The sequence below is a fragment of the Burkholderia lata genome (genome assembly GCF_000012945.1).
GTDB classification, from domain to species: domain Bacteria; phylum Pseudomonadota; class Gammaproteobacteria; order Burkholderiales; family Burkholderiaceae; genus Burkholderia; species Burkholderia lata.
This window is the reverse complement of record NC_007510.1, coordinates 1,820,355-1,845,693: the sequence shown is the minus strand read 5'-3', so window position 1 is coordinate 1,845,693 and position 25,339 is coordinate 1,820,355. Positions and strand designations below refer to the sequence as shown.

General features: G+C 69.8%; 23 protein-coding genes and 1 riboswitch. Of the genes, 8 read left to right on the top strand and 15 right to left on the bottom strand.

The window, feature by feature from the left end; all coding sequences use genetic code 11:
* Window positions 1-8: 8 nt before the first annotated feature.
* From BCEP18194_RS14255 to BCEP18194_RS14240, 4 genes are all read right to left on the bottom strand, one after another.
* Window positions 9-740 carry a cobalt-precorrin-6A reductase gene (locus BCEP18194_RS14255; RefSeq protein ID WP_011351982.1) on the bottom strand — a complete coding sequence of 244 codons (732 nt, stop codon included), beginning with the start codon at window positions 738-740 and terminating at the stop codon, window positions 9-11.
* Window positions 737-1,825: a cobalt-precorrin-5B (C(1))-methyltransferase gene (locus BCEP18194_RS14250; RefSeq protein WP_011351981.1), complete on the bottom strand. Its 1,089-nt coding sequence runs from the start codon at window positions 1,823-1,825 to the stop codon at window positions 737-739. The genes BCEP18194_RS14255 and BCEP18194_RS14250 overlap by 4 nt, the downstream gene beginning before the upstream one ends.
* Window positions 1,825-3,078 (bottom strand): bifunctional cobalt-precorrin-7 (C(5))-methyltransferase/cobalt-precorrin-6B (C(15))-methyltransferase, encoded by a 1,254-nt coding sequence (locus tag BCEP18194_RS14245; RefSeq protein WP_011351980.1) that lies wholly within the window; start codon window positions 3,076-3,078, stop codon window positions 1,825-1,827. The genes BCEP18194_RS14250 and BCEP18194_RS14245 overlap by 1 nt, the downstream gene beginning before the upstream one ends.
* 114 nt (window positions 3,079-3,192) lie before the next feature.
* Entirely contained in the window at window positions 3,193-3,594 is a 402-nt protein-coding gene (locus BCEP18194_RS14240; RefSeq protein ID WP_011351979.1) for a hypothetical protein, read from the bottom strand.
* 37 nt (window positions 3,595-3,631) lie between these two features.
* A riboswitch (cobalamin riboswitch) is annotated at window positions 3,632-3,822 on the top strand.
* A gap of 107 nt (window positions 3,823-3,929) precedes the next feature.
* On the opposite strand from BCEP18194_RS14240, the gene cobG reads away from it, so the two are divergent.
* Genes cobG through cobJ form a run of 4 tightly spaced genes read left to right on the top strand, consistent with a single transcriptional unit; the run spans window position 3,930 to window position 8,371 of the window.
* Window positions 3,930-5,294 (top strand): precorrin-3B synthase, encoded by a 1,365-nt coding sequence (gene cobG / locus BCEP18194_RS14235; RefSeq protein ID WP_041492829.1) that lies wholly within the window; start codon window positions 3,930-3,932, stop codon window positions 5,292-5,294.
* Entirely contained in the window at window positions 5,287-5,913 is a 627-nt protein-coding gene (locus BCEP18194_RS14230; protein ID WP_011351977.1) for a precorrin-8X methylmutase, read from the top strand. Before cobG ends, BCEP18194_RS14230 begins: the two co-directional genes overlap by 8 nt.
* Complete coding sequence (locus tag BCEP18194_RS14225) at window positions 5,910-6,644, top strand: precorrin-2 C(20)-methyltransferase (RefSeq protein WP_011351976.1); 735 nt, start codon at window positions 5,910-5,912, stop codon at window positions 6,642-6,644. Before BCEP18194_RS14230 ends, BCEP18194_RS14225 begins: the two co-directional genes overlap by 4 nt.
* Window positions 6,641-8,371, top strand: coding sequence for a precorrin-3B C(17)-methyltransferase (gene cobJ / locus BCEP18194_RS14220; RefSeq protein ID WP_041492828.1), 1,731 nt, complete (start codon window positions 6,641-6,643; stop codon window positions 8,369-8,371). The genes BCEP18194_RS14225 and cobJ overlap by 4 nt, the downstream gene beginning before the upstream one ends.
* Before the next feature lie 6 nt (window positions 8,372-8,377).
* Here the strand turns inward: cobJ and BCEP18194_RS14215 are convergent, their stop codons facing one another.
* On the bottom strand, window positions 8,378-9,586 hold the full coding sequence (locus tag BCEP18194_RS14215; RefSeq protein ID WP_041492827.1) for an MFS transporter: 1,209 nt from the start codon (window positions 9,584-9,586) through the stop codon (window positions 8,378-8,380).
* A gap of 94 nt (window positions 9,587-9,680) precedes the next feature.
* Between BCEP18194_RS14215 and BCEP18194_RS14210 the strand changes: the two genes are divergently transcribed.
* Together BCEP18194_RS14210 and BCEP18194_RS14205 are read left to right on the top strand one after the other, a co-directional pair.
* Window positions 9,681-10,583: a LysR substrate-binding domain-containing protein gene (locus tag BCEP18194_RS14210; RefSeq protein ID WP_011351973.1), complete on the top strand. Its 903-nt coding sequence runs from the start codon at window positions 9,681-9,683 to the stop codon at window positions 10,581-10,583.
* 262 nt (window positions 10,584-10,845) lie between these two features.
* Window positions 10,846-12,201 carry a chitinase gene (locus BCEP18194_RS14205; RefSeq protein ID WP_011351972.1) on the top strand — a complete coding sequence of 452 codons (1,356 nt, stop codon included), beginning with the start codon at window positions 10,846-10,848 and terminating at the stop codon, window positions 12,199-12,201.
* A 117-nt stretch (window positions 12,202-12,318) separates the two neighbouring features.
* On the opposite strand, the gene BCEP18194_RS14200 is transcribed toward BCEP18194_RS14205, so the two are convergent.
* The 4 genes from BCEP18194_RS14200 to BCEP18194_RS14185 form a co-directional block, all read right to left on the bottom strand.
* Window positions 12,319-13,062, bottom strand: coding sequence for an IclR family transcriptional regulator (locus tag BCEP18194_RS14200; RefSeq protein ID WP_011351971.1), 744 nt, complete (start codon window positions 13,060-13,062; stop codon window positions 12,319-12,321).
* Window positions 13,063-13,122: 60 nt separating this feature from the next.
* A complete protein-coding gene (locus BCEP18194_RS14195) occupies window positions 13,123-14,289 on the bottom strand; it encodes an acyl-CoA dehydrogenase family protein (RefSeq protein ID WP_011351970.1) in 1,167 nt (388 codons plus the stop codon).
* Between the two features lie 146 nt (window positions 14,290-14,435).
* On the bottom strand, window positions 14,436-15,737 hold the full coding sequence (locus tag BCEP18194_RS14190; protein ID WP_011351969.1) for a CitMHS family transporter: 1,302 nt from the start codon (window positions 15,735-15,737) through the stop codon (window positions 14,436-14,438).
* A 117-nt stretch (window positions 15,738-15,854) separates the two neighbouring features.
* Entirely contained in the window at window positions 15,855-17,045 is a 1,191-nt protein-coding gene (locus BCEP18194_RS14185) for a CaiB/BaiF CoA transferase family protein (protein WP_011351968.1), read from the bottom strand.
* A gap of 277 nt (window positions 17,046-17,322) precedes the next feature.
* Here BCEP18194_RS14185 and BCEP18194_RS14180 point away from each other — a divergent pair, with 277 nt between their 5' ends.
* Both BCEP18194_RS14180 and BCEP18194_RS14175 read left to right on the top strand, forming a co-directional pair.
* Complete coding sequence (locus tag BCEP18194_RS14180) at window positions 17,323-17,562, top strand: hypothetical protein (RefSeq protein ID WP_011351967.1); 240 nt, start codon at window positions 17,323-17,325, stop codon at window positions 17,560-17,562.
* 150 nt (window positions 17,563-17,712) lie between these two features.
* Window positions 17,713-18,135, top strand: coding sequence for an NUDIX hydrolase (locus BCEP18194_RS14175; protein WP_011351966.1), 423 nt, complete (start codon window positions 17,713-17,715; stop codon window positions 18,133-18,135).
* A 21-nt stretch (window positions 18,136-18,156) separates the two neighbouring features.
* Here BCEP18194_RS14175 and BCEP18194_RS14170 read toward each other — a convergent pair whose 3' ends face one another.
* The 6 genes from BCEP18194_RS14170 to cobN all read right to left on the bottom strand — a co-directional run bounded on the left by BCEP18194_RS14170 (window position 18,157) and on the right by cobN (window position 25,337).
* Entirely contained in the window at window positions 18,157-18,480 is a 324-nt protein-coding gene (locus tag BCEP18194_RS14170) for a low molecular weight protein tyrosine phosphatase family protein (RefSeq protein WP_011351965.1), read from the bottom strand.
* Window positions 18,481-18,514: 34 nt separating this feature from the next.
* On the bottom strand, window positions 18,515-19,087 hold the full coding sequence (locus BCEP18194_RS14165) for a DUF1993 domain-containing protein (RefSeq protein WP_085964613.1): 573 nt from the start codon (window positions 19,085-19,087) through the stop codon (window positions 18,515-18,517).
* A gap of 176 nt (window positions 19,088-19,263) precedes the next feature.
* Complete coding sequence (locus tag BCEP18194_RS14160; RefSeq protein ID WP_011351963.1) at window positions 19,264-19,716, bottom strand: YaiI/YqxD family protein; 453 nt, start codon at window positions 19,714-19,716, stop codon at window positions 19,264-19,266.
* A gap of 61 nt (window positions 19,717-19,777) precedes the next feature.
* A complete protein-coding gene (locus BCEP18194_RS14155) occupies window positions 19,778-20,377 on the bottom strand; it encodes a vWA domain-containing protein (protein ID WP_011351962.1) in 600 nt (199 codons plus the stop codon).
* 77 nt (window positions 20,378-20,454) lie between these two features.
* Complete coding sequence (locus tag BCEP18194_RS14150; RefSeq protein ID WP_011351961.1) at window positions 20,455-21,531, bottom strand: ATP-binding protein; 1,077 nt, start codon at window positions 21,529-21,531, stop codon at window positions 20,455-20,457.
* Window positions 21,528-25,337 carry a cobaltochelatase subunit CobN gene (gene cobN, locus BCEP18194_RS14145; protein ID WP_011351960.1) on the bottom strand — a complete coding sequence of 1,270 codons (3,810 nt, stop codon included), beginning with the start codon at window positions 25,335-25,337 and terminating at the stop codon, window positions 21,528-21,530. Before cobN ends, BCEP18194_RS14150 begins: the two co-directional genes overlap by 4 nt.
* Window positions 25,338-25,339: the final 2 nt, after the last annotated feature.

The window sequence follows — 25,339 nt, the reverse complement described above, 5'->3', positions numbered from 1 at the left end:
GCGTGGCGTCACGTGCGCGTGGCCGGATCGAGCGCGTCGATGAGCGCCGTAGCCGAATCGAATGCGCGGTCGGCCGCGGGCAGCGGCGGACGGCGCAGCATTACGACCGGCAGCCGGCGTTCGCGCGCGACGTCGAGCTTGGCTTCGGTGGCCGCGCCACCGCTGTTCTTGCTGACGACGACGTCGATGCCCATCAGCGCGAACAGCGCGCGCTCGCCGTCGAGCGTGAACGGCCCGCGCGCGGCGACGATCTGCGCATGCGCGTTGCCGGGATGCGCGTCGAGGCAGCGCACGAGCCAGAACTGGTGCGGCGGGATCGCGTCGAGATGCGCGAGCGGTTCGCGGCCGAGCGTAAACAGCGGCCGCTTGAACGGTGCAAGCGCGGCCTCGATGCCGGCCCAGTCGTCGACCATGCGCCAGTCGTCGCCGGGTTGCGGCGCCCACGGCGCGCGGCGCAGCGCCCACAGCGGCACGCTCGCTTCACGCGCCGCGGCCGCGGCATTCGCGCTGATCTGCGCGGCATACGGATGCGTCGCGTCGATCACGAGGCCGATGCCGGCGTCGCGCAGATACGCGGCCAGCCCGGCCGCGCCACCGAAGCCGCCGACGCGCACGTCGCAGCGCAGGTCGTCGGGTACCTTGCCGAGGCCGGCCAGGCTGTAGACGTGACGAGGCCCGAGCGCGCGTGCAATCTTCAGCGCATCGCCGGTGCCGCCGAGCAGCAGGATGCGCGTACTCATCGCGCCTCCCCGACGAAGCGGCCCTGCCGGTCGATCGCGAATATCTCGACAGCGACCGACGGCGGCACGATGTCGCGCGCGACGCGCAGCGCCTGTGCGCAAACGAGATCGCCGAGCGGCACGCCGTCGGCATGCGCGAGCTTCAGCGCTTCCTGGCTCGTGTTCGCGGCGCGCATCGCGGCCTGCAGCGCATCGCTTGCGCCGGCTTCGGCCGCCCACTGCGCGAGCAGCGGCAGGTCGATGCTCGAATGGCGGCTGTGCAGGTCGAGATGGCCGGCCGCGAGCTTGCTGAGCTTGCCGAAGCCGCCGCACATCGACAGCCGCGCGACCGGTGCGCGCCGCAGGTGCTTGAGGACCGCACCCGCGAAATCGCCCATCTCGATCAGCGCCATGTCGGGCAGTTGGTAGTGCGCGCGCATCGCGTCCTCGCTCGCGTTGCCGGTGCATGCGGCGATATGCGCGATACCGTTCGCGCGTGCGACGTCGATGCCCTGGTGGATCGACGCGATATAGGCCGAACACGAGAACGGCCGCACGATGCCGGTCGTGCCGAGGATCGACAGCCCGCCGACGATGCCGAGCCGCGGGTTCATCGTCTTTAGCGCGAGCGCTTCGCCGCCTTCCACACCGATCGTCACGTCGAAGCCGCCCGCGTAGCCGTGCTCGGCCGCCAGCGCTTCCAGGTGCGTCGTCATCATCTGGCGCGGCACCGGGTTGATTGCCGGTTCACCGACCGGCAGCGTCAGCCCCGCGCGCGTGACCGTGCCGACGCCCGGCCCCGCATGAAACCGCACGCCGGGCGCCGACGCGAGCGCGACGCGCGCGAAGATCAGCGCGCCGTGCGTGACGTCCGGATCGTCGCCGGCATCCTTGATCGTGGCGGCTTCCGCACCGTCGGCCGTGGCCCGGCAGAACTCGAGCCGCATCATCACGCGCTGCCCCTTCGGCAGCACGATCTCGACCGCGTCGTCCGCACTACCCGCGAGCAGCAGCCGTGCGGCGGCGAGCGACGTCGCGGTCGCGCAGCTGCCGGTCGTATAGCCGAAGCGTAGCGGCGCGGGCTGTTCGGGGGTCTCGTCGCGCATCACGCGTCCGTTGCGTTCGTCGCGGTCGACGGTGCGGGCGTGTCGGCGGTGTCGGGCTTGCGCACGTCGTACAGCGTGACCGGCAACGGTTGCCGCCACGTGTCGAAACGGCCGAGCGGCTCGGCGTGTGCGAGCGACACACGCGTAAGTGTGCCGCCATGCGCATCGCGCCACGCGGCGAGCGCCATCTCGCCCTGCAGCGTGACCGCGTTCGCGACCAGCCGGCCGCCCGGTTTCAGCGCTGCCCAGCACGCGTCGAGCACACCGGGTGCGGTCGCCCCGCCGCCGATGAAGATCGCGTCGGGCGCGGCGAGCCCCGCGAGCGCATCGGGGGCGCGGCCCGCGACGAGTTGCAGGCCCGGCACGCCGAGCGCATCACGGTTGTGTTCGATGAAGCGTTGCCGCTCCGCATGCGCTTCGATCGCGATTGCCTGGCATGACGGATGCGCGCGCATCCACTCGATGCCGATCGAGCCGCTGCCGGCGCCGACGTCCCACAGCAGCTCGCCGGGCACGGGCGCGAGGCGGCCGAGCGTCATGGCGCGCAGGTCGCGCTTGGTGAGCTGGCCGTCGTGACGGTACGCGTCGTCGGGCAGGCCGGGCGTGAGCGCGCGGCGCGGCGCGTCGGGGCAGGCCTGGCAGTCGAGCGCCACCAGATTGAGCGCGGCCGTTTCGTCGATGCGCCAGCCCTGTGCGAGCCCGTCGAGACGCCGCTCGAGCGGGCCGCCGAGATGTTCGAACACGCTGATGCGCGTCGGCCCGAAGCCGCGTGCGACGAGTTCGGCCGCGACGGCGGCCGGCGTGCGGCCGTCGGCGCTCAGCACGAACAGGCGGCGGCCGGGCAGCAGGTGACGCGCGAGCGTCGCAAGCGGACGGCCGACGAGCGAGACCGCGCCGACATCCTGCAGCGCCCAGCCGAGGCGCGCGGCTGCCAGCGACAGCGACGACGGTGCGGGCAGCACGCGCCATTCGTCGGGGGAAAGCTGGCGCGCGAGCGTGGCGCCGACGCCGAACAGCATCGGGTCGCCACTGGCGAGCACGCAGACGGGCGATGCGCGTCGGGCCAGCACGCCCGCGAGATCGAACGGCGACGGCCAGGTTTCGCGCGCGGCCGGCAGCCGCGCGGGCAGCATGTCGAGATGCCGCTTCGCGCCGACGACGAGCGTCGCGTCGAGCAGCGCGCGCCGCGCGCTGCGTCCGAGCCCCGCGTAACCGTCGTCGCCGATGCCTACTACTGTCAGCCACGCCGTCATGCACCCTTCCCCATCGTTCGATTCCCTACCGTTTGTTGCGATGCGCGGCGGCTGGGCCGCCGCGCGTTGATTCGTTGATGTGCCGAGCGTGACCGGTGCGATACGGCGACGACGTCAGCCGCGCGTCACCGGGCCAATCAAGACCAGCAAGCCCAGATACATGCCGCCGATCGACGCGATCAGCAGCCAGCCGAGCAGCAGCCACGTGAGCGGCCGCGCACCGATTTTCCTGTACAGGAACGTGCCACCCGCCACGATCGGCACGCCGAGGCCGGCGAGCCCGACATTCTTCGGCCACTCGGCCGACGGTGCAAGCGGGATCAGTATGCATGCGAGCAGCATCCAGGCCGGGATGGCCAGCAAGCCCAGTGCAATGCCCATGCCGAACAGCTCCGTCCTGCCGAGTTTCATCGCGGATACCGGCGGTCGCCGATCTGATGTCGAGCCGCCAATCGTACCATTTGCGAGATAGCGAAAAACCGGCTGCGGCCGTTCTGCGATGCGGTTGCGCGGCATATCGACAATGCCGGATCGTCGCGAAAATCGGGTATCCTACGGCCGTTCGTTCGCCGGTGCCCCTCGGGGCCGAAGAGGGAACACAGGGCGCGCCACGCGCCGCTGTGGCTGCCCCCGCAACTGTAGACAGCGAGCCGATCTCCCCCTCATGCCACTGGTTCCACCGGGAAGGCCGGGAGCCGGCGCCGACCTGTCAGCCAGGAGACCTGCCGGCCTGAAAGTGCGTGCGTGCCAGTCGGCGTCGGGCGGGGTGTACCGATGCGTTGGCCGCGGCGCGACACTGCCCCGGTACCCCGTTGAGTTCCGCCCCCGTTTCGATTCCTGCGTCGCCCGTCGTGCGCCCATCGGCCTGCCCGGGGCTCGTGCGCGTGGTCACGGCCGCCGACGGCGGGCTGTGCCGGATCAAGCTGCCGGGCGGCCGGCTCGACGCGCGCCAGGCCCGTGCGATTGCCGCTGCCGCGCGGGCATTCGGCTCCGGCACGATCGATGCGACCAATCGCGCGAATCTCCAACTGCGCGGCATTCGCGACGGCGCGGCCGACGCGCTGACGCGCGCGTTGCTCGACGCGGGTCTCGGCCCCCGCATTGACGGCAGCGCCAATGCCACCGCCGACGCAGCCGCGCTCGCCGCGAGCGACGACGTCCGCAACCTGATGCTCAGCCCGCTCGCCGGCCACGATCCCGCCGCGCTCGTTGATAGCCGCGCACTCGCCGCACCGCTCTTCGACATGCTGGCGCGCGAGCCACGCCGCGGCGAACTGTCGCCGAAATTCTCGATCCAGCTCGACGGCGGCGAATCGGTTGCGGCGCTCGACCATCCGCACGACATCTGGCTGGCCGCCTGGCACCGCAGCGACGGCGCGGTGCGCGTCGCTGCCGGGCTGGCCGGTTGCCCGCCGGTCGCGCACGACGACCCGCCCGCTTCGGTCGATGTCGCGCCCGATCAAGGTGTCGCACTGGTCCGCGCGCTGCTGCTCGCGTTCCTCGATCTTGCTCCGGCCGACGTCACGCGGATGCGCGCGCTGCTCGCAACGTGCGGCGAACGCACATTGCTCGAACGCGCGCAGCGCTATTTACCCTTCCCGCTTGCAGCCGATCCAGCGCTTGCCGGCTGGCGCCGTACGCGCGCCGACGCGGCGCTGCGTTTCGGCGTGCGCCCGTCGCGCGATGCGGCGCGCTGCAACGTCGGCGCGCAATGCGTGCTCGGCCGGCTCGATGCCACGCAACTGGAACGGCTCGCCGCGCTGGCCGAAACCGACGGCGACGGCACGCTGTCGATGACACCGTGGCAAGGCGTGTTCCTGCATCGCGTGTCGCTCGAACGCGCACCGGCCACGCTCGATGCGCTCGCGTCGCTCGGCCTCGTCTGCGCGTCGTCCGACCCGCTGGCGACGCTCGTTGCATGCACCGGCAGCACGGGCTGCGCGAAGGCACGCGCCGACACCAAACACGACGCGCTCGCGCTCGCCGCCCGCATCGGCCACGCGGTCGACGTGCACCTGACCGGCTGCGAACGCCACTGCGCGCTGCCGCATCCCGCGACGCACACGCTCGTCGCGGTGGCGCCCGCGCACTACGACCTTTACCGGCGCGACGCCGCTGCGGGCCTCGGCGCCCCGCTCGCGCGCCATCTGACGATTGACCAGGCCGCGGCCCGACTGACGGGCGCGCGGCACAGCCAGGACACCACCGATGCTTGACTACATTCGCGACGGGCAGGAAATCTACCGCCAGTCGTTCGCGACGATCCGCGCCGAGGCCGACCTGTCGCAGGTTCCGCCCGACCTCGAGAAACTCGCGGTGCGCGTGATCCATGCGTGCGGGATGGTCGACGTCGTCTACGACCTGCGCTTCTCGGCCGGTGCCGGCACGGCAGGCCGCACGGCGCTTGCCGCCGGTGCGCCGATCCTGTGCGACGCGAGGATGGTCGCCGAAGGCATCACGCGCGCACGGCTGCCGGCCGACAACCGCGTGATCTGCACGCTCGGCGAGCCCGAGGTGCCCGATCTCGCGCGACATCTCGGCAACACGCGTTCGGCGGCCGCGCTCGAACTGTGGCGCCCGCATCTCGCCGGCAGCGTCGTCGTGATCGGCAATGCACCGACCGCGCTGTTTCACCTGCTCGACATGATCGACGCCGGTGCACCGCGCCCAGCATTGATTCTCGGTTTCCCGGTCGGCTTCATCGGCGCGGCCGAATCGAAGGCGCTGCTCGATGCCGACAGCCGCGGCGTGCCGTACGTCGCGCTGCTCGGCCGGCGTGGCGGCAGCGCGATGGCCGCTGCGGCGATCAACGCCCTCGCGACGGAGGTCGAATGACGACCGCGCGCGGACGCCTGTTCGGGGTCGGCGTCGGCCCCGGCGATCCTGAACTGATGACGATCAAGGCGCTGCGCGTGCTGCAGGCCGCGCCCGTGGTCGCGTATTTCGTCGCAAAGGGCAAGAAAGGCAATGCGTACGGCATCGTCGAAGCGCACCTGCGGGACGGGCAAACGCAACTGCCGCTCGTCTATCCGGTGACGACCGAGGCGCTGCCGCCGCCGCTATGCTACGAGACGGTGATCGCCGACTTCTACGATACGGCCGCCGAGATCGTTGCCGCGCACCTCGATGCCGGCCGCGACGTCGCGGTGATCTGCGAAGGCGACCCGTTCTTCTACGGCTCGTACATGTACCTGCACGACCGCCTCGCGCCGCGCTACGACACCGAGGTGATCCCCGGCGTATGCGCGATGCTCGGCGGCACCGCCGTGCTCGGCCAGCCGCTCGTCTATCGCAACCAGAGTTTGTCGGTGCTGTCGGGCGTGCTGCCCGAGCACGAACTGCGCGAGCGGCTCGCGCGAGCCGACGCGGCCGTCGTGATGAAGCTCGGCCGCAACTTCGACAAGGTGCGGCGCGTGCTCGACGAGCTGGGGCTCACGAAGCGCGCGCTGTATGTCGAGCGCGCGACGATGGCGAGCCAGCGCATCGTGCCGCTCGACGAAGTCGATCCGATGGCGTCGCCGTATTTCTCGCTGCTCGTCGTGCCGGGGGAAAAATGGCAAGGATGACGACGCCGCCCGCCATCGTGATTCTCGGCGCGGGCGCGCTCGATACCGCGCGGCGCATCCAGACGCGCTATCCGGGTGCGCTCGTGCATGGCCTCGCATCGCGCGTCGCGGCCGATGTGGCGTTCGACGATCTCGGCGCGCACCTGCGTGAACTCTATGCACGCGGGCTGCCGATCGTCGCGCTGTGCGCGGCCGGCATCGTGATCCGCTGCATCGCCCCCGCGCTCGCCGACAAGGGCGTCGAGCCGCCTGTGCTCGCGGTCGCGGAAGACGGCTCGGCGGTCGTACCGCTGCTCGGCGGGCTGACGGGCGTCAACGTGATGGCGCGAGAAATCGCCGCATGCGTCGGCGTGGCTCCCGCGATCACGACGAGCGGCGAACTGCGCTTCGGCGCGTGCGTGCTCAATCCGCCGGAAGGCTATGCGCTCGCCGATCTTGCACAGGGCAAGCGCTTCGTATCCGATCTGCTCGCGGGCGCGTCGACGCGCATCGACGGCGCGGCGCCGTGGCTCGACGACGTCGCGTTGCCGCGCGACGACGCGGCTGCGCATGCGATCCGCGTGACTCCCGATGCATGGCGCGGTACGCGCGACGAGCTCGTGATTCATCCGCGCAGCGTGGTAGTGGGCATCGATGCGCAGGCTATCCAAGGCAATGAAGCACTCGCTGCGCGCATCGACGCCACGCTCGATGCGCAAGGTCTCGCGCGGCTGGCGCTCGCGGCTATCGTTGCACCCGCATCGGCAATCGGTGATGACGTGCTGGAAGAAGCGGCGCAAACGCTCGACGTTCCGCTGCGCTTCATCGATGCCGATGTCGATGTCAGCGATAGTAACGGCGACGTACCCACCGACGCCGCCGTCCTGCTCGGCGGCGCGTTGCGTGTCGCGCACACACTGCGCGCCACGACGAACGGCATCGCATGCGCGGTTGCGTCGCATCCGGTCGATCCCGCCACGCTCGGCCGTGCACGCGGCCGCCTGACGGTGCTCGGCCTCGGCCCGGGCGGTGCTGCATGGCTTACCCCGGCCGCGCGCGCCGCGCTCGCGGAAGCGACCGACATCCTCGGCTACACGACCTACGTGAACATGGCCGGCCCGTTCCGTGGCGACCAGCGCGTGCACGGCACTGACAATCGCGAGGAAATGCAGCGCGCGCGCCATGCGTTCGAGCTCGCGGCCGAGGGCCGGCGCGTCGCGGTCGTGTCGTCGGGTGACCCGGGCGTGTTCGCGATGGCCGCGGCCGTGCTCGAAGCGCTCGATGAAGCGCGCGATCCGCACTGGGCGGCGGTCGACCTGCGCGTGGAGCCCGGTATCTCGGCGTCGCTCGCGACGGCCGCGCAGGCCGGTGCGCCGCTCGGTCACGACTTCTGTGCGATCTCGCTGTCGGACAACCTGAAGCCGTGGGACGTGATCGAGACACGCCTGCGGCATGCGGCGCAGGCCGACCTGGTGATGGCGTTCTACAACCCGATCTCGCGCGCGCGGCCTTGGCAGCTCGATCGCGCGCTCGACGTCGTGCGCGCGCACCGCACGGCCGAGACGGTGGTCGTGCTCGGCCGCGACATCGGCCGGCCGGGCGCAACGCTCACGACGACGACGCTCGGCGCGCTGCGCAGCGACCAGGTCGACATGCGCACGATGGTGATCGTCGGCTCGTCGACGACGCGGCGCTTCGCGATCGGCAACGCACGCGAGTGGGTCTATACGCCGCGCTGGTATCGCTGAACCCGGTCAGCGCGTCGGCGTGACGGTGCGTGCGTCGGCCTGCGCGGTGCCGGCTGCGCTGCCCGCGTGCCAGAACCGGTACACGAGCACGCCGACGATGGCCTGTGCCGCGACCACGAACGCGACGCAGCCGGCCCATCCCCACCGATGCCAGCCGGGCACCGGCAGGATCGAGCCGAGGCTGCCGCCGAAGTAGTAGCAGGACAGGTAGATGCCGATCGCCGTCGAGCGCGCGCTCGACGCCGCCTGCGAGATGAACGTGTTGGCCGACGCCTGTTCGACAAATACGGCGGTCGAGCTGAGCGCGAGGCCGGCCAGGATCACCGGCACGTTGTCGGACAGCGTCAGCAACGCCCCGCCGATCGCGAGCGCGGCCGCGGCAAGCCCCGGCGCGCGCGGGCCGCGATGCCGGGCGAGACGCCCTGCCAGCGGCGTCACGACCACCGCCACCAGAAACACAGCATAGATCGCACCGATCCCGACCGTGCCGAAGCCGAACGGCGCGCGGGCCAGGCGCAGGCCGACGAACGTGAACGTCGCGACCTGCGACGCGAGCACGCATGCGCCGATCGCGAAAGACGCGAGCACCGGGCCGCGCGTGACGATGCGCCACGACGATCCCGCACCGCCATCCGCATCGTGGTCGGTGCGCCGTGCGATCACACCGGACGCCGGCAGGCTCGCATAGATCGCGACCCCAGTGACGAGACACAGCGCCGCGACGACGTCGAGCGCATGCCGCCAGCCCCACATCGACGTCATCAGGTTGGTCGCGAAACGGCCGGCGAAACCGCCGAGCGTCGTGCCGGCGACGAACAGCGCGCTGATCTCGGCGGACGTGCCGCGATCGAAGCGCTCGGCGATATAGGCGATCGACAGCGCGAAGACGAACGGCATGACGAGACCGGCCGCAAAGCGCGCGCCGAGAAACGACGCGAAACTGCCCGCATGCGCGGACCACACGACCGGCAGCGCGACGGCCACCGCCGCGAGCGAGATCGCGACGCGCCGCTCGATGCGTGCAGCCAGCACGCCGACGAACGGCGCGATAATGGCGACGGCCGTCGTGGTGGCGCTCACGCCCTGCCCCGCACGCTCGGCGCTGACGCCGAAGGTGGCCGCGAGTTCGTGCAGGATGCCCTGCGTCGAATACAGATTGAGAAACGCGGCGAAGCCGCAGAGAAAGAACGCGATGCGCGTGGTCCTGTCGTTCATCGGAGCTGCCTGGTCGTCGATGCCGACAGTCTGACGAGTGCGTCGTGTGCACGCCAATACCGTTTTCATAGCGATTGATACCGGAACGACAACAATGCTCGACCTGCGCCGCCTCCGCTATTTCGTGGTCGTCGCCGACGAACTGCACTTCGGCCGCGCGGCGTTGCGCCTGCGGGTCGCGCAGCCGCCGCTGACGCGCCATATCGCCGCACTCGAAAGCGAGCTCGGCGTCCGGTTGTTCGAACGTTCGACACGTGCGGTGCGGCTGACGCCGGAAGGCGCCGCGTTCCTCGACCATGCTCGCAACGTCGTCAGCGCGGCCGCCGAGGCAGAAGCGAGCGCACGCAAGATTGCGCAAGGCATCGCCGGGCGGATCGTGATCGGCTATGCGAGCTCGATTCCGATGTCCGACACGTTCCCGGACGTCATCCGCGTCGCGAGCCGCACGATGCCCGACGTCGAACTCGCGTTCCGCGAGGCGGCGACCGCCAGCCAGCGCCAGCAGATCGCGGACGGCACGATGGACATCGGTTTCGGCTGGGCGTGGAACGGTGCGCCTGGCGTGCCGGTGGCGTCGCTCGTCGTGTCGCGCGAACCGCTCGTCGCGGCGGTGCCGGCCGGCGATCCGCTCGCGAGCCGTGCGAGCGTCGACATCGCGGAGCTTGCGCACGCGACCTTCGTCACCTTTCCGCCCGGTTACGGTTCGGCACTGACCGCTGCACTGGACGACCTGTGCGCGCAAGCCGGATTCGTGCCGCGGATCGGCGCGACCGCCGCGCAGATCACGACGCTCGTGTCGCTGGTGGCCGCCGAACGCGGCATCGCGATCGTGCCGGGTTTCACGGCGACGCTGCAGCGGCCGGGCGTCGTCTACGTGCCGCTCGCCGGCACGCGCGCGGTCGAGCAGATCGTGTCGTGGAACGAGCCGTTCGCGTCGGTGTGCGTCGAGCGCTTCGTCGCACTGGCACGCTCGCTGGCGCAGCCTCCATCTGCTTGAAGCGCAACGAACGACGCGCGTCGGGCCGCCCTCACTCACTCACTCGATCGATCGGGAAAATCACCCGCGTCACGCGTTCCGGAACTGTGTCGAATCGGCAAGATCGTTACGTATCGGGATTCAAATAACAAAAAGAACTCCTGACTATTCACTATTCGATGCGAATCCTCCAAGATGGGCACGCCGTCGGACGGGCATGCCCGGTCGCCCGACCGGCGACGATACGCGGGCCAGCGTATCCCTCTTCCACTTGGAGAACACAATGAACAACAATGTGTTGCCGCGTTTCATCCCGCGCGGACTTGCAGCGGGTTGCCTTCTTGCAGTGGCGAGCGTGTCCCAGGGCGCCGGCGTCTATGCGCCTTATGTCGACGTGACGCTTTATCCGACGCCGCTCGTCGATCAGATCGGCGTCCGGCAAGGCATCCAGCAGTTCACGCTCGCGTTCGTGGTCGCGGGCAACGGTTGTGTGCCGTCGTGGGGCGGCGTGCAGCCGATCGGCAACGGCGCGAGCGGCGGCCTGCTGACCGCCCTGTCAACGTCGATCGCGAGCTATCGCGCGAAAGGCGGCGAAGTCGCCGTGTCGTTCGGCGGCGCGAACGGCACGCCGCTGATGCAGGCGTGCACGACGGTCCCCGCGCTGGCGAGCGCGTACCAGACCGTGATCGACACGTACGGCCTCACGCACCTCGACTTCGACATCGAGGGTGTGTCGCAGCTGGATACGGCCGCGGTCGCGCGCAACTTCCAGGCGGTCACGCAGTTGCAGGCGAGCTATGCGGCGAAAGGCAAGCCGCTGCACGTCACGCTGACGCTGCCGACGATGCCGACCGGGCTCACGCAGGACGGCCTGAACGTCGTCAACGCGGCGATCTCGAACCAGACCGTGTTCGATGCGGTGAACGTGATGGCGATGGATTACGGCCCCGCGAACCTCGACATGGGCGCGGCCGCGATCAGTGCCGCGCAGGCGCTGTATTCGCAGCTCGACACGGCGTTCAAGTCGGCCGGCCAGCCGAAGACCAATGCTCAGCTCTGGCAGATGGTCGGCGTCACGCCGATGATCGGCGTGAACGATGTGCAAGGCGAAACCTTCACGCTCGCGAATGCGCAAAGCGTGCTGAACGCGGCGGTCGGCAACGGCTACGGCTTCTTCGGCAACTGGTCGGTCGGCCGCGATCAGGCGTGCACGTCCGGCGGCACGTCTGCGTCGCCGACCTGTTCGGGCGTCGCGCAGCAGCCGTACGCGTTCGCGACGATCTTCAAGCAGCTCGACGGCAAGTGGGGCGCGGGCGTCACGCAGGATCCGAACTACGGCGGCGGCTCGGACGGCGGCACGCCGCAGCCGGGCGCGCCCTGGGCAGCCGGCCAGGTCTATACGGCCGGTATGACGGTCACCTACCAGGGCACGACGTATCAGGCGCAATGGTGGACGCAGGGCGACGTGCCCGGCCAGGCCGCCGTGTGGAAGCCGGTCGGCGGCGGCACGGCCACGTGGTCGGCGACCACCGCGTATTCAGGCGGCACCTGCGTGATGTACCAGGGCGCGAAATACTGCGCGAAATGGTGGACGCAAGGCGACAACCCGAGTGCCGGTGGGGTGTGGGTGAAATCGTGATGCGGCATTGCAGCCGCCGCTAGGCCTCAGGCCTGCGCATCAAGGACCGTTCACGGCGATCGCCAGCTACCGGATCGCCGGCGGACGGCCCGCTGTTCGGCAGGACCCTGCCCGCTTTCAGCCGCGCGCGTGCTCGACCAGCAGCCTGGCCTTCGCGTCGACCAGCAGCGCTGCATGCCTGTCGCGATGCTGGCGAATCCGCTCGGTCGGCCCAACCACCGACAGCCCGTACCAGTCGCCGTCGAGCGTCAGCGCAACCGCGATCGCCGACAGCTCGGGCGCGCTCTCGCCGAAGTTCTCGGCCCAGCCGAGTTCGCGAAACCGGGCGGTTTGCGCGACGAGCGCGGGCAGGTCCGCCACCGTCGCGTCGGTGAAGCGCTCGAACGGCAACTGCGCGCCGAGCGCCTGCTGCGCGTCGCCGTCCAGTTCCGCGAAAATCGCCTTGCCGATCGAGTTCGCATGCAACGGGCGCAGTTCGCCCGGCGCGCGCGTATAACGGATCGCCTGCTCCGATTCGACGACGTCGAGGTAGGTAACGGACACCCCCTGGATCTTGCCAAGCACGGCCGTCTCGCGGCTCGCGTCGCGCAGCGCGACGAGATGCGGATGGACGATGTCGACGACCGGATCGGTCGCGTCGATCGCGGCGGCGATCGTCTGCAGACGGCGCGTCGGGTAGTAGCCGCCGCGCTTGCGTACTTCATACAGGTAGCCGCGGCTCACGAGCGTGCGTGCCATCGCGAGGCAGCTCGACGGCGGCACGTCGAGCAGGCGCGCGAGTTCGGTGAGCGGCAGCGGCCGCCGTTCGGCGGCGAACAGCTCGAACAGGTCGAGCGTGCGTGCAACGAGTTTGACGTCCATGACGAGCACTTGAATCGGAACGGGAAACCGCGCACCGGGCCGGCTGCAGGGTCGGTACGGTCAGTACGACTTCGGCAGCCCGAGCACCTTCTCCGCGATGTAGCACAGGATCAGTTGCGGACTCACGGGCGCGAGCCTCGGAATCATACACTCGCGCAGGTAGCGCTCGACATGGTATTCCTTCGCGTAGCCCATCCCGCCGTGCGTCGCGACCGCCGTCTGGCACGCCTGGAACGCGGCTTCCGCGCCGAGGTATTTCGCGGCATTCGCCTCCGCGCCGCACGACTGCCCCGCGTCGTAGCGCGTCGCGGCCTTCATCACCATCAGCCACGCGGCCTCGAGCTGCATCCACGCCTGCGCGAGCGGATGCTGGATCGACTGGTTCTGCCCGATCGGCCGGCCGAACACGACGCGCTCGCACGCGTACTGCGTCGCGCGGCGCAGCGCGGCCTGCCCGAGCCCGATCGCCTCCGCGGCGATCAGGATCCGTTCCGGATTCAGCCCGTGCAGCAGGTAGCGGAAGCCGTCGCCTTCGTTGCCGATCAGGTCGCCTTCCGACACGCGCAGGTTGTCGATGAACAGCATGTTCGAATCGACCGCCTTGCGGCCCATCTTCTCGATCTCGCGCACCTCGACGCGCGACCGGTCGAGGTCGGTATAGAACAGGCTCAGCCCGTCGGTCGGCTTCGCGACCTGGTCGAGCGACGTCGTACGCGCGATGATCAGCATCTTGTTCGCGACCTGCGCGGTCGAGATCCAGATCTTGCGCCCGCTCAGCACGTAGTGGTCGCCGTCGCGGCGGGCCTGCGTGGTCAGGTGCGTGGTGTCGAGGCCCGCATCGGGTTCGGTCACCGCGAAGCACGCCTTGTCGCGCCCGGCGATCAGCGGCGGCAGGAAACGTGCCTTCTGCGCGTCGGTGCCGAACACCTGCACCGGGTTCAGCCCGAAGATGTTCATGTGGACGGCCGACGCGCCGGACAGGCCGGCGCCCGATGCGCTGATCGTGCGCATCATCAGCGCGGCCTCGGTCATCCCGAGCCCGGCACCGCCATGGGCCGGGTCCATCGCGATGCCGAGCCAGCCGGCCTCGGCGAGCGCCGCGTGGAAATCGGCCGGAAACCCGCCCGCGCGATCGCGCTCGAGCCAGTATTCGTCGCCGAAGCGTGCGCAGATTTTTTCGATCGCGCTTTCGATCGCGCGCTGGTCATCGGTCAGGTCGAACTGCATGGAATGCTCTCCTGGAAAAGGCTAAGCGGCCGCGCCGCTCTCAAGATGAAAAACGCCAGGCGGCACCGAGCCTTCCGCTCCGAAGCGCGTCCCGTTGCGGGATGGCCCTTCCGGCGCGTTGGTACGAAGCGGCAGGTCTCGCACGCTCACAACGGAAACACGCCCACGATCACCGCGGCGAATACCATCAGCACGGTGGCGGCGAACAGGAACGGAATCGTGAATTTCTGGTGCTCGGCGAGCTCGACGCCGGTCAGGCCGACGATCAGGAACGTCGCGGGCGTGAGCGGGCTGACCGGGAAGCCCGTCGTCATCTGGCCGAGCAGTGCTGCCTGCGCCATCTGGATCGGCGGTACGCCCAGCAGCTTCGCGCTTTCCGCGAGCACCGGCAGCACGCCGAAGTAGAACGAATCGGGGTCGAACAGCAGGCTGAGCGGCATCGACAACAGCCCGAGCACGAACGGCATGTGGCGCGCGTGCTCGACCGGCACGTGTGCGACGACGACGTCGGCCATCGCCTTCAGCATCCCGGTGCCGGACATGATGCCGGTAAATGCGCCGGCCGCGAGCAGCACGCTCGCCATCATCAGCGCGGCCTTGGCATGCGCGTCGATCCGCTCGCGCTGCGCCTGCACGTCCGGGTAATTGATCACGAGCGCGGCGACCGTGCCGAGCATGAACATCACCATCGGGTCGACGATGCCCGACACGAGCGTGACGAGCACGACGAGCGTCAGCGCGACATTGATCCGGAAGCGTTCCGGCCGGCGCAATGCGCGCTCGGCGTCGGTCAGCGCACGCGGCGCGATCGCGAGCGACGCCGCACCGGCACGATCGAGCCCGAGCCGTTTCGCCTCACGCACGCCGAGCACGTAGGCGGTGCCGAACACGAACACGAGCCCGACGATCTGCACCGGAATCATCGGCATGAAGATCGCGGAACCGGGAATGTGCAGCGCCGCCGACGCGCGCAGCATCGGCCCGACCCACGGCAGGAAATTGACGCCGGCCGCCATCGACGCGACGCACGCGAGGATGCGGCGATCCATCCCGAGCCGCGTATAGAGCGGCATCATCGCGGGCAGCGTGACGAGAAACGTGACGGCGCCCGAGCCGTCGAGATGGATCAGCAGCGCGAGCAGCGCCGAGCCCATCACGATGCGCGGCGGATGGCAGCCGATCACGCGCAGCACGCCCGCGATGATCGGGTCGAGCATCCCGGCGTCGGTGAGGATTCCGAAAAAAAGAATCGCAAAAACAAACATCCCGGCGATCGGGCCGATGTTCTGTACGCCGTGCACGATGAACTTGCCGGTCGCAAGCCCGAAGCCAGCCGCGAGCGACGCGGCCACCGGCACGACGATCAGTGCGACGAGCGGCGACAGCCGTTTCGTGATGATCAGGCCGAACAGCGCGACGATGGCGATCGCGCCGATCCATGCAAGCATGATGCGTCTCCTTTTCAGCCGGTGCGCCCGTGTGGGGCCCGGCGTGGTGTTCGAATGGTTGTGCATGGCCGTGCGGCGCCGTCGGGCGCGCGGCACGGCTGGCGGCTGCGACGCCGGTCAGTCCCGGCGCGTGTCGTGGTCGTGGTCGTGGTCGTGGTCGCGGTCGTTGGCGTCCGCGTCGGCGAACACCCGGGCGGCGTGTTCGTTCAGCGCGGGCGGCGGCCGCCGGTACGTGGCCGGCGTGCGGCCGAGCTTGATCGGCGACGCGATGCCGCGATGCCGGCCCAGCTCGACCTTCATCTGCCGATGCGCGACATGCGGATGGTCGAGCGCCGCATCGAGCCCGAGCACCGGCGCGCACGGCACGCCGCGGCGCATCAGCTGCTCGGCGAGCGCCGCGCCGTCGTGTCCGGCCAGCGCCGTTTCGAGCAGCGTGCGTAGTGCGGCGCGATTCGCGCTGCGCGCGCGGTTGTCCGCGAAACGCGGATCGTCGAGCCAGTCGCGCGTGCCGAGCACGTCGCACAGCCCCGCGAACTGCCCGTTGTTGCCGACCGCCAGAAAGATGTCGACGCTCGCCGTCGGAAAGCTGTCGTACGGCGTGATGTTCGGATGCGCGTTGCCGGTGCGCACGGGCGCATTCCTCGAATGGAAGAAGTTCGGCGTATGCGGATGCAGGATCGACAGCGCGCAGTCGAACAGCGTCGATTCGACGAACTGGCCACGGCCGCTCGCGTCGCGCTCGCGCAGCGCCATCAGCACGCCGAGCGCCGCGTTCAGCCCGGTCACGAGATCGACGATCGGCACGCCGACCCGCAGCGGCGCGCCACCCGCCTCGCCATTGACGCTCATCAGCCCCGCGAGCGCCTGCACGGCCGCGTCGTAGCCCGGCAGCCCGCCGAGCGGGCCGTCCGAGCCAAAGCCCGACACGCGGCAATGGACGAGGCGCGGAAACCGCGCGTGCAGTGCGTCGAAGCCGAGCCCCCAGCGCTCCATCGTGCCGATCTTGAAGTTCTCGACGATGGCGTCCGCATGTTCGAGCAGGCCGAGCAGCCGCTCGCGGTCGGCCGGTTGCGTCAGGTCGAGCGCGATGCCGAGCTTGTTGCGGTTCACGCCGAGGAAGTACGACGCGGTATCGCCGTCGAACGGCGGGCCCCACGTGCGCGTTTCGTCGCCGGATGGCGGTTCGACCTTGATCACCTCGGCGCCGTGGTCGGCCAGGATCTGCGTGGCGTACGGGCCGCCCAGCACCCGCGACAGATCGATGATGCGCAATCCCTCCAGCGCGCCCTGCTGCTCGTGTTCCGCCATGCGTCCCGCTCCTGGTTCCGGTTGATCGGACTGCCGGTTCCGGCAGGCCCGGCGCCTGCGGCGCGACCTTCCGGATTCGACGAATAATTCCTGTGCGTGAATTTATGTTCACACTCAGGAATTATGTTGTCAACCCCGGCGGCACCCTGAGGCGAAGCGGAAGACGCCGTGGCGCGCAAGTGGGGACGACACCGAACACGGGCCGGTTGCGGTCGCATCCCGCCTTTCGCTAAGCTGGCGGGCAATCTTCATCTCAAAAAAATCGGACGGATTATTCATGAAACGGATGCTGCTGGCGGCCTTCGTGCTGGCGTCGACGCTGGGCGTCGGACACGCGCAAACCCAGACGTTCCACTTCGGCGAAGGACAGACCGGGATGCCGGACGCAGCGCCGACCGCACGGCCCGCGCACCGGCACGCGGCGCCGCCGTCGCCCCACCATCGGCGCGCCGTTCACAAGCGCCGCCAGCCGCGCCACGCGAAGCCCACGCGAAGCGGGATCTATACGCACGCGTGACCGAGGGTTTGTCCCGCGAAGGCATGCACGGAACTGTCATGAACGGCCGCTAACATCGTCGCGGCTGCCTGTACACCGTCGCGGCCCGCTGCCGGGTAACACGCCGCCGACGCGCATTTTCTCCACGATTCAGCACCTGTTTTGCCGAACATGAGTACCGGGCTGGACACTCTCGCCGTCATCAAGGAACGCGCCACGATCGTGTGCCGTCAGCGCAGCAGCGTGCTGCTGGTCGCCCGCACCGCGTCGCGCTGGTCGCTGCCGGGCGGCACGATCCGCCGTGGCGAGACGCCGCTCGATGCTGCACTGCGGGAACTCGCCGAGGAAACGCGGCTGGAGGGGCTCGCACTCGATTACGCGGTGCAGTTCGGCGGGCTGACGAAACTCCATCACGTGTTCGTGGCCGACGTGCCGGCGCACCTGACGCCGCGCGCGAGCAACGAGATCGCCCGCTGCAAGTGGTTCACCGTCGACCGGCTCGACACGCTTCGGGCAAGCGTGCCGACGCGCAAGATCATCGAGCTGCTGCGTCTCGACTGCTTTTCGGTGATTGCGAACGGCCGGCTGCGCTGACGTCCACTTCGGCCGTGCCGATCACCCGCGCAGGAACGGGCCGGCCTTGCGCTCGAGCAGCGTGACGAGCTCGGGCTGCATGTCCACGTAACGGTCGGGAATGTCGAGGCACACGATTTTCTTGTGCCGCAGATGCGCACCGAATTGCGCCGCCAGCCGCGCCTTGTGCGCCCGCTCCATCACGAACACGACTTCGGCCCAGTCGAGCTGCTCGGCGGACAGGCGCGTATCCGCATCGGGCGCGAGGCCCGCCGAGTCGGTTTCGACGTCCGGCCACGCGGCGAATACCGCTTCGGCCGTCGGGCTGCGCAGCCGGTTGCGGCTGCAGATGAAGAGTGCCCGCATCAAGTCGCTTCGAGGTCGCTCGGCGCCTGCCGGCTCACCCTTGCGGAATCGTGCCCGGCCGGACGTACGCGAGCATGTGCGGCACGTAGTCGGCCTTGCCGAGTTCGACGCCGTGGTGGCGCAGGATCGCGTAAGCGGCGATCGCGTGGAAATAGAACTGCGGCAGCGCCCAGTCGCGCGCGTATTGTTCGCCCGTCATGTCGAACGCGATCCCGTTCGGCATTTCAAGCGCGATCGGCAGTGCGGCACCGCCATCGAGCGCATCCGGCGCGAGGTCGCCGAGAAAGGACAGCGTGCCGGCGATGATCGCTTGCGCGTCGGCGAGCGTGCCGGGCTGCGCATCCGCATTCCACCCCGCCTCGCGCAAGGCCAGCAGTGACGCCGGCACCGGCTCGCCACGCAGACGGTGGATGGGCTCCATCGCCTGGAAGCACGAGAAGCGCACCTGTGCCGCGAGCGGATACATGTCGGGCGCGAGCCTCAGCATCATCGCCGCATCGGGCGCGTCGCCCGCGGCCTGCCGGTGTGCGACGGCCTTGTCGAGCCACGCGGTCTGCGCGCGCAGCATCTGGGTGAAGGTCGGAACGAGAAGTTGGGTCGGTGACACGCGTGCGCTCCTTTGCTGGGTTGTGGTTTGCGCCACGATAGCAGCGAAGGCACAAATCTGCATCCCCGCAAGGGCGTCGAGCGCGATTCAATGCGGATTCGGTGATGTGGCGCATGCCGCGTGCGCGTGTCGCCGCTCGCAGGACGATCACGGCACGCGGTCGTCTCGACCCAACTTCAAGGCTTGCCGTGCCGCGCCAGAAACCGGTCGAGCTGCGACGCAAACGCCTTGCCGTCGCGCGCGCTGAACGGCGCCGGCCCGCCCGTGTCGATCCCCGCGCTGCGCAACTGATCCATCATCGCGCGCGTCGACAGGCGTTCCTCGATGTTCTCGCGACTGAACCAGTTGCCGCGCGGGTCGAGCGCATGCGCGCCCTTGTCGAGCACGGCGGCGGCCAGCGGGATGTCGGCGGTGATCACGAGGTCGCCCGCTTCCACCAGCTCGACGATGCGCGCATCGGCCACGTCGAAGCCGGCCGGCACCTGCACCGCCTTGATGAACGGCGACGGCGGCGTGCGCAGAAACTGGTTCGCGACCAGCGTCACGCAGATTTCGGCACGACGCGCGGCGCGAAACAGCATGTCCTTGATGACGGCGGGACACGCGTCGGCATCGACCAGTACTTGCATGGCGGGTTGTTCCAATGGATTGAAGCAGAAGCGGCGATCATAGCGCACCGCCGGCCTGCCATCAGCCGGCGCGGCCCGTGCACAGCGCGTCGGCCGTCACCCACTGTGCGCCCCACGCCGCGGCCAGCCGCGCGCCCTGCCCGATCCGCACGGCCGCATCGTCGAAGTCGACGAACACGACGTGATCGGCCGCCGCGGGTTTTGCGGGCATCTCGCGCGTGCGTCCGTCGGACAGCACCCACAGCCAGCGCTGCTTGCCCGGCTCGCGCCGCGCCGCGCGCGCGAGCAACTGCGCGGCGGCGGCGATGCCGTCCGCGAGCGGGGTGCCGCCGCCACCGTCGACCGGTTCGAGCCAGCGCGCATTCCACCAGCGCGGCACGGCCGGGCCGAAGCGGCGCGCGGCGCCGTTGCCGCCGAAGCAGATCAGTGCGGTTTCGACACGGTCGCGCGCGGCCTGGTCGAAATACGCGACGATCAGCCCCTTCGCCAATGCGAGCCGCTCGTGCGCCAGCATCGACGCCGAACAGTCGAGCACGAAGCAATGGAGTGCGTCCGGCGTGCCGGCGCGTTTCCGGAAGCGCAGATGATCGCGATGCAGCGGGCCGCCGCGCTTCGCGGCAAGCGTCGCCGGCCACGCCACGGCCGTGCCGGCGCGCGTCATGCCCGGTACGCGCGCGGCTGCGCCTGATTGCCATCGAGGACCGCGAACGGTGTTCGCAGCGGCGCCGGCTCGATGGCTCAGCGTTTTTTTAGCGGCAGCGGCACCACGCCTTTCACGTTGCGCAGCCCGGCCGGCTCGGGTGGCAGGTAGCCCCAGTCGCCCTGCGATGCCGTGGCATCGTTCTTCGCTGTGCCGGACGAATCGTCGGGGCGCTCGCGCGCATCGGGTGGCGTGTGGCCGTTGCGTTCGTCGTCTTGCTGCGGCGCTCGCGACGATGGAGGCGTGCCCGCATGGCGCCGGTGCCGCAGCACGGCGTCGGCCACACGCTCCACATGCGACACCGTCACCGCATCGGCCTGCTCCAGCGCGGCAAGCGCACGCGCCGCGCGCAGCATCACGAGGTCGGCCCGCAGCCCGTCGACGGCCGCGTCGATGCACAGCGCGCTGACGCGCGCATGGACTGCATCGTCGAAATCGAGCGCCGCGAGCCGTGCGCGCGCCGCGTGAATCCGGTCGCCGAGTTCGCGTTGAGCGGATGCGTGACGCGTGCGGAACGCATCCGGATCGAGATCGAATGCAAGCCGCGCTTTTACGATCCGCTCGCGCTGCGCGGCGTCGAAGCAGTTCTCCAGCTCGACCATCAAACCGAAGCGGTCGAGCAGTTGCGGACGCAGCTCGCCCTCCTCCGGATTCATCGTGCCAATGAGCACGAAACGCGCATCGTGCGCGTGCGACACGCCATCGCGCTCGACGATGTTCACGCCGCTCGCGGCGACATCGAGCAGCGTATCGACGAGCCCGTCGGCGAGCAGATTCACTTCGTCGACGTACAGCACGCCGAGATGAGCCCGCGCGAGCAGGCCCGGCCGAAAGCGCACGCCGTTTTCAGCGAGTGCATGCGCGAGGTCGAGCGTACCCGTCACCTGCTCGTCGCTCGCCGACAGCGGCAGCGTGACGAACTGCCCTTCGGGCAACAGCTCCGCGAGGCCGCGCGCCGCGGTCGATTTCGCGGTGCCGCGCGGCCCGCTCACGAGCACGCCGCCCAGCGACGGGTCGATCGCGGCGAGCAGCAGCGCCTGCTGCAGCGCATCCTGCGCGACGAGCGCCGCAAACGGAAAAACCGCGCGGGCGCGGTGCGTCGTCGGATCGGTCATCGCCGTCCCCCTTCCTGGAGTTGTTCGCTCGCGAGCCAGACCGCTTCGATCCGTTCGCGATAGTCGCCCGGCTGCTGCCACAGGCCACGCTGCATCGCCTCGACGAAGCGTTCGCAGATGCCGTGCAGCGCCTTCGGATTGTGCCGTTCGAGGAATGCGCGGGTGGCGTCGTCGAACAGGTATGCGTCCGCGACGAGCGCGTACTGGTGGTCGGACACCACGCGCGCGGTCGCGTCATAGCCGTACAGGTAGTCGACGGTCGCCGCCAGCTCGGCCGCTCCCTTGTAGCCGTGGCGCTTCACGCCGTCGAGCCATTTCGGGTTGACGACGCGCGAGCGGATCACGCGCGCGATTTCCTCGCGCAGCGTGCGCATTTTGGGTGCGACCGGGTTCGCGTGGTCGCCGTGATAGATGCTCGGCTGCTGCCCGGACAGGTGTCGCACGGCTGCCGTCATCCCGCCCTGGAACTGGTAGTAGTCGTTCGAATCGAGGATGTCGTGCTCGCGGCTGTCCTGGTTCTGCACGACGACGTCGATCGTCGCAAGCCGCTCGCCGAACACGTCGGCCGCGGCGTCGCCCGCGCTGTTCTGCGCGTACGCATGGCCACCCCACTGGCGGTACGCATCGGCGAGATCGGCGTCGGTCTGCCAGCGGCGCTGGTCGATCAGGTCCTGCAGGCCCGCGCCGTAGCTGCCCGGCCGCGCGCCGAACACGCGCCAGCCGGCGCGGCGTCGCGCTTCGTCCGGAGCCACGCCCTGCGCGACCCATTTCTCGCGTTCGCGCTCGATGCGCGCGCGGATCGGGTTCAGTTCCTCGGGCTCGTCGAGCGCGGCCACCGCCTGCACGGCCGCGTCGAACAGATGCATCAGGTTCGGGAATGCGTCGCGGAAGAAGCCCGATACGCGCAACGTCACATCGATGCGCGGCCGGTCGAAGATCTCGATCGGCAGGATCTCGAAGTCGGTCACGCGGTGGCTGCCGTGCGCCCATTTCGGCCGCACGCCGAGCAGCGCGAACGCCTGCGCGATGTCGTCGCCGCCGGTGCGCATCGTCGCCGTGCCCCAGACCGACAGGCCGATCGCGCGCGGATAGTCGCCGTGATCCTGCAGATGACGCTCGATCAGTTGCTGCGCGGATTTCAGGCCGAGCGACCACGCGGCCTGCGTCGGCACCGCGCGCGTGTCGACCGAGTAGAAATTGCGGCCCGTGGGCAGCACGTCCGGGCGGCCGCGCGACGGCGAGCCGCTCGGCCCCGGCGGCACGAAGCGGCCGTCGAGCCCGCGCAGCAGCTGGCGCATTTCCTCGCCGCCGCATGCGTCGAGCGCGGGCAGCAGCGTCGCGCGGACGCGCTCGATCACGGCGAGCGTGTGCGGCCAGTCGCCGGGAGGCGTCGCGTCGGTGCACGGGTCGCCGTCGTCGGCCGCACACAGCCCGTCCAGCCATTGCTGCGCGAGCCGTTCGAGCCGCTCGCGCGTATCGCCCGCGTGGCGCCACGGCGATGCGTCGAGCGCCTGCAGGATCGCCGGGCGCGGGCCAACCCACGGCGCGGCCCAGTCGGCCGCGAGCGGATCGAAGTCGTCGCCGAGCATCAGATCGCGCGCGAGCGCGCCGATCAGCCCCGCACGCAAGCCCTTGCCGTCGCCCACCGGAAAACGCGCGAGCGCGAGCAGCGTGTCGCGTCGCTGACGATCGATCGGCGATTCGCCGAACACGTGCAGCCCGTCGCGAATCTGCGCTTCCTTCAGTTCACACAGCCACGCATCGACGCGCGTGAGCAGCGCATCCTCGTCGCCCGTATCGCGCGGCGGCGACACACTCAGTTCATCGTGCAGCCGATGCTCGGCGATCGTCGCGAGGATCGTCTTGCGCAGCAGCTTCGCGCGCCGCGCATCGACCATCAGCGCTTCGTAGTATTCGTCGACCTGCCGCTCGAGATCCTGCAGCGGGCCGTAGTTTTCCGCGCGGGTGAGCGGCGGCATCAGGTGATCGATGATCACGGCCTGCGCGCGGCGCTTCGCCTGGCTGCCCTCGCCCGGATCGTTGACGATGAACGGATACAGGTGCGGCAGCGGCCCGAGCGTCAGGTCGGGCCAGCACGCGTCGGACAGCGCGACGCTCTTGCCCGGCAGCCATTCGAGGTTGCCGTGCTTGCCGAGGTGGATGACCGCGTCGATGCGATACGCATCGCGCAGCCAGAAATAGAACGCGAGATACGCGTGCGGCGGCACGAGATCCGCGTCGTGGTAACTCGCATAGTCGTTCTCGCCGCGCGAGCGCGACGGCTGGATGCCGACGAACACGTTGCCCGCGCGCCAGCCGGCGATCGTGAAACGCCCTTGCCGCAGCGTCGGGTCGGCTTCGGGCGGCCCCCAGCGTTCGTTCAGCGCATCGCGCACGGCCGCCGGCAGCCGCGCGAAACGCACGACGTAGTCGGCCAGCGGGAAGCTCTGGAACGCGGGGCGCAGCGCATGCACGGCCGCGTCGTTGGTCACGCCTTCGGTGAGCCGCGCGATCAGCGCGTCACCGTCGGGCGGCAGGTCGGCCACCGTGTAGCCCGCATCGCGCAGCGCCGCGAGCACGCGCAGCGCGGACGCCGGCGTGTCGAGCCCGACGCCGTTGCCGATCCGCCCTTCGCTTTGCGGATAGTTCGCGAGAATCAGCGCGACGCGCTTGTCGGCATTGCCGAGCGTGCGCAGCCGGCACCAGCCGCGCGCGAGCGCCGCGACGAACGCGATCCGCTCGGCGTCCGGCTGGTAGCGCACGACGTCGACCTCGGTGAGCGGGCAGCGGTACGCGAGCCCCTTGAAGCTCACCGCGCGCGTGACGATGCGGCCGTCGACCTCGGGCAGCGCGATGTGCATCGCGATATCGCGCGCATGCAGGCCCTGGTTGTCGGCCACCCACGCGTCGCGATTGCCGCCGGACAGGATCACCTGCAATACCGGCGCATCGCCGGCGAGCACGTCGTGTTCGGGGCTGTCGATCGCGCCGGCCGCGAACGCGGTCGTGTTCAGCACGAGCGCGACGTCGTGCGTGTCGCACAGCTGCGTGATGACTTCGCGGCTCACCGCGTCCTTCAGCGACGTGACCGCGATCGGCAGCGGATTCAGTCCTTCCTCGACGAGCGCATCGGCCAGCGCATCGAACACGGCCGTGTTCGCGGCCTGCCAGTGCGCACGATAGAACAGGATCGCGACGACGGGCGCGCCGGGCGTCCAGCGCGGCCGCCAGTCGTCGACGCTCGCGCGGTCGCGCGCCGGGTGATACAGCGCCGCGGCCGGCAGCGGGCGCGGCAGCTCGGGTTCGTCGCCGAACCCGAGCGTGTGGAATGCAATGCTGCGCAGCAGCGCCCCAGCGTTGTGCACGCCGCCTTCACGCAGGTAGCGCCACCACAGCCGGCACAGGTCGGGCGCGACGGTGCTCTTCGCGACGAGGTTCGGATCTTCCTGCAGGTCGCCCGAGAACATCGCGAGCTGCTGCCTGCGCTTCGACGCGAGCGACACGGCCTGCTCGATCCCGTACGGCCAGTACGCCTCGCCGCCGAGATGATCGATCACGACCGACTTCGCATGCTGCAGCACGTCGTCGACGTAGAAATCGACCGACGCCGGTTGCCGCAGGAACGTGACGTTCGCGAGCCGCACGCTCGGGAAACCGGCCGGCAGATGCGGCACGACACTCGCGAGCAGCGACAGCGTCGTGTCGGCCGAGCTCAGGATCACGATGTCGGCCGGCTGCTGGTCGATCCGGACGACGCCCTGCGTATCGTCGACGAAGCCGCCCGGCGTGGTGCGCAGCAGATGCATCG

Excerpts from the sequence above, each read along its gene's own strand:
- BCEP18194_RS14255 (WP_011351982.1), bottom strand. The coding sequence starts at position 740 with ATGAGTACGCGCATCCTGCTGCTCGGCGGCACCGGCGATGCGCTGAAG.
- BCEP18194_RS14250 (WP_011351981.1), bottom strand. The coding sequence starts at position 1,825 with ATGCGCGACGAGACCCCCGAACAGCCCGCGCCGCTACGCTTCGGCTAT.
- BCEP18194_RS14245 (WP_011351980.1), bottom strand. The coding sequence starts at position 3,078 with ATGACGGCGTGGCTGACAGTAGTAGGCATCGGCGACGACGGTTACGCG.
- BCEP18194_RS14240 (WP_011351979.1), bottom strand. The coding sequence starts at position 3,594 with ATGCCGCGCAACCGCATCGCAGAACGGCCGCAGCCGGTTTTTCGCTAT.
- BCEP18194_RS14230 (WP_011351977.1), top strand. The coding sequence starts at position 5,287 with ATGCTTGACTACATTCGCGACGGGCAGGAAATCTACCGCCAGTCGTTC.
- BCEP18194_RS14225 (WP_011351976.1), top strand. The coding sequence starts at position 5,910 with ATGACGACCGCGCGCGGACGCCTGTTCGGGGTCGGCGTCGGCCCCGGC.
- cobJ (WP_041492828.1), top strand. The coding sequence starts at position 6,641 with ATGACGACGCCGCCCGCCATCGTGATTCTCGGCGCGGGCGCGCTCGAT.
- BCEP18194_RS14215 (WP_041492827.1), bottom strand. The coding sequence starts at position 9,586 with ATGAACGACAGGACCACGCGCATCGCGTTCTTTCTCTGCGGCTTCGCC.
- BCEP18194_RS14210 (WP_011351973.1), top strand. The coding sequence starts at position 9,681 with ATGCTCGACCTGCGCCGCCTCCGCTATTTCGTGGTCGTCGCCGACGAA.
- BCEP18194_RS14205 (WP_011351972.1), top strand. The coding sequence starts at position 10,846 with ATGAACAACAATGTGTTGCCGCGTTTCATCCCGCGCGGACTTGCAGCG.
- BCEP18194_RS14200 (WP_011351971.1), bottom strand. The coding sequence starts at position 13,062 with ATGGACGTCAAACTCGTTGCACGCACGCTCGACCTGTTCGAGCTGTTC.
- BCEP18194_RS14195 (WP_011351970.1), bottom strand. The coding sequence starts at position 14,289 with ATGCAGTTCGACCTGACCGATGACCAGCGCGCGATCGAAAGCGCGATC.
- BCEP18194_RS14190 (WP_011351969.1), bottom strand. The coding sequence starts at position 15,737 with ATGCTTGCATGGATCGGCGCGATCGCCATCGTCGCGCTGTTCGGCCTG.
- BCEP18194_RS14185 (WP_011351968.1), bottom strand. The coding sequence starts at position 17,045 with ATGGCGGAACACGAGCAGCAGGGCGCGCTGGAGGGATTGCGCATCATC.
- BCEP18194_RS14180 (WP_011351967.1), top strand. The coding sequence starts at position 17,323 with ATGAAACGGATGCTGCTGGCGGCCTTCGTGCTGGCGTCGACGCTGGGC.
- BCEP18194_RS14175 (WP_011351966.1), top strand. The coding sequence starts at position 17,713 with ATGAGTACCGGGCTGGACACTCTCGCCGTCATCAAGGAACGCGCCACG.
- BCEP18194_RS14170 (WP_011351965.1), bottom strand. The coding sequence starts at position 18,480 with ATGCGGGCACTCTTCATCTGCAGCCGCAACCGGCTGCGCAGCCCGACG.
- BCEP18194_RS14160 (WP_011351963.1), bottom strand. The coding sequence starts at position 19,716 with ATGCAAGTACTGGTCGATGCCGACGCGTGTCCCGCCGTCATCAAGGAC.
- BCEP18194_RS14155 (WP_011351962.1), bottom strand. The coding sequence starts at position 20,377 with ATGACGCGCGCCGGCACGGCCGTGGCGTGGCCGGCGACGCTTGCCGCG.
- BCEP18194_RS14150 (WP_011351961.1), bottom strand. The coding sequence starts at position 21,531 with ATGACCGATCCGACGACGCACCGCGCCCGCGCGGTTTTTCCGTTTGCG.
- cobN (WP_011351960.1), bottom strand. The coding sequence starts at position 25,337 with ATGCATCTGCTGCGCACCACGCCGGGCGGCTTCGTCGACGATACGCAG.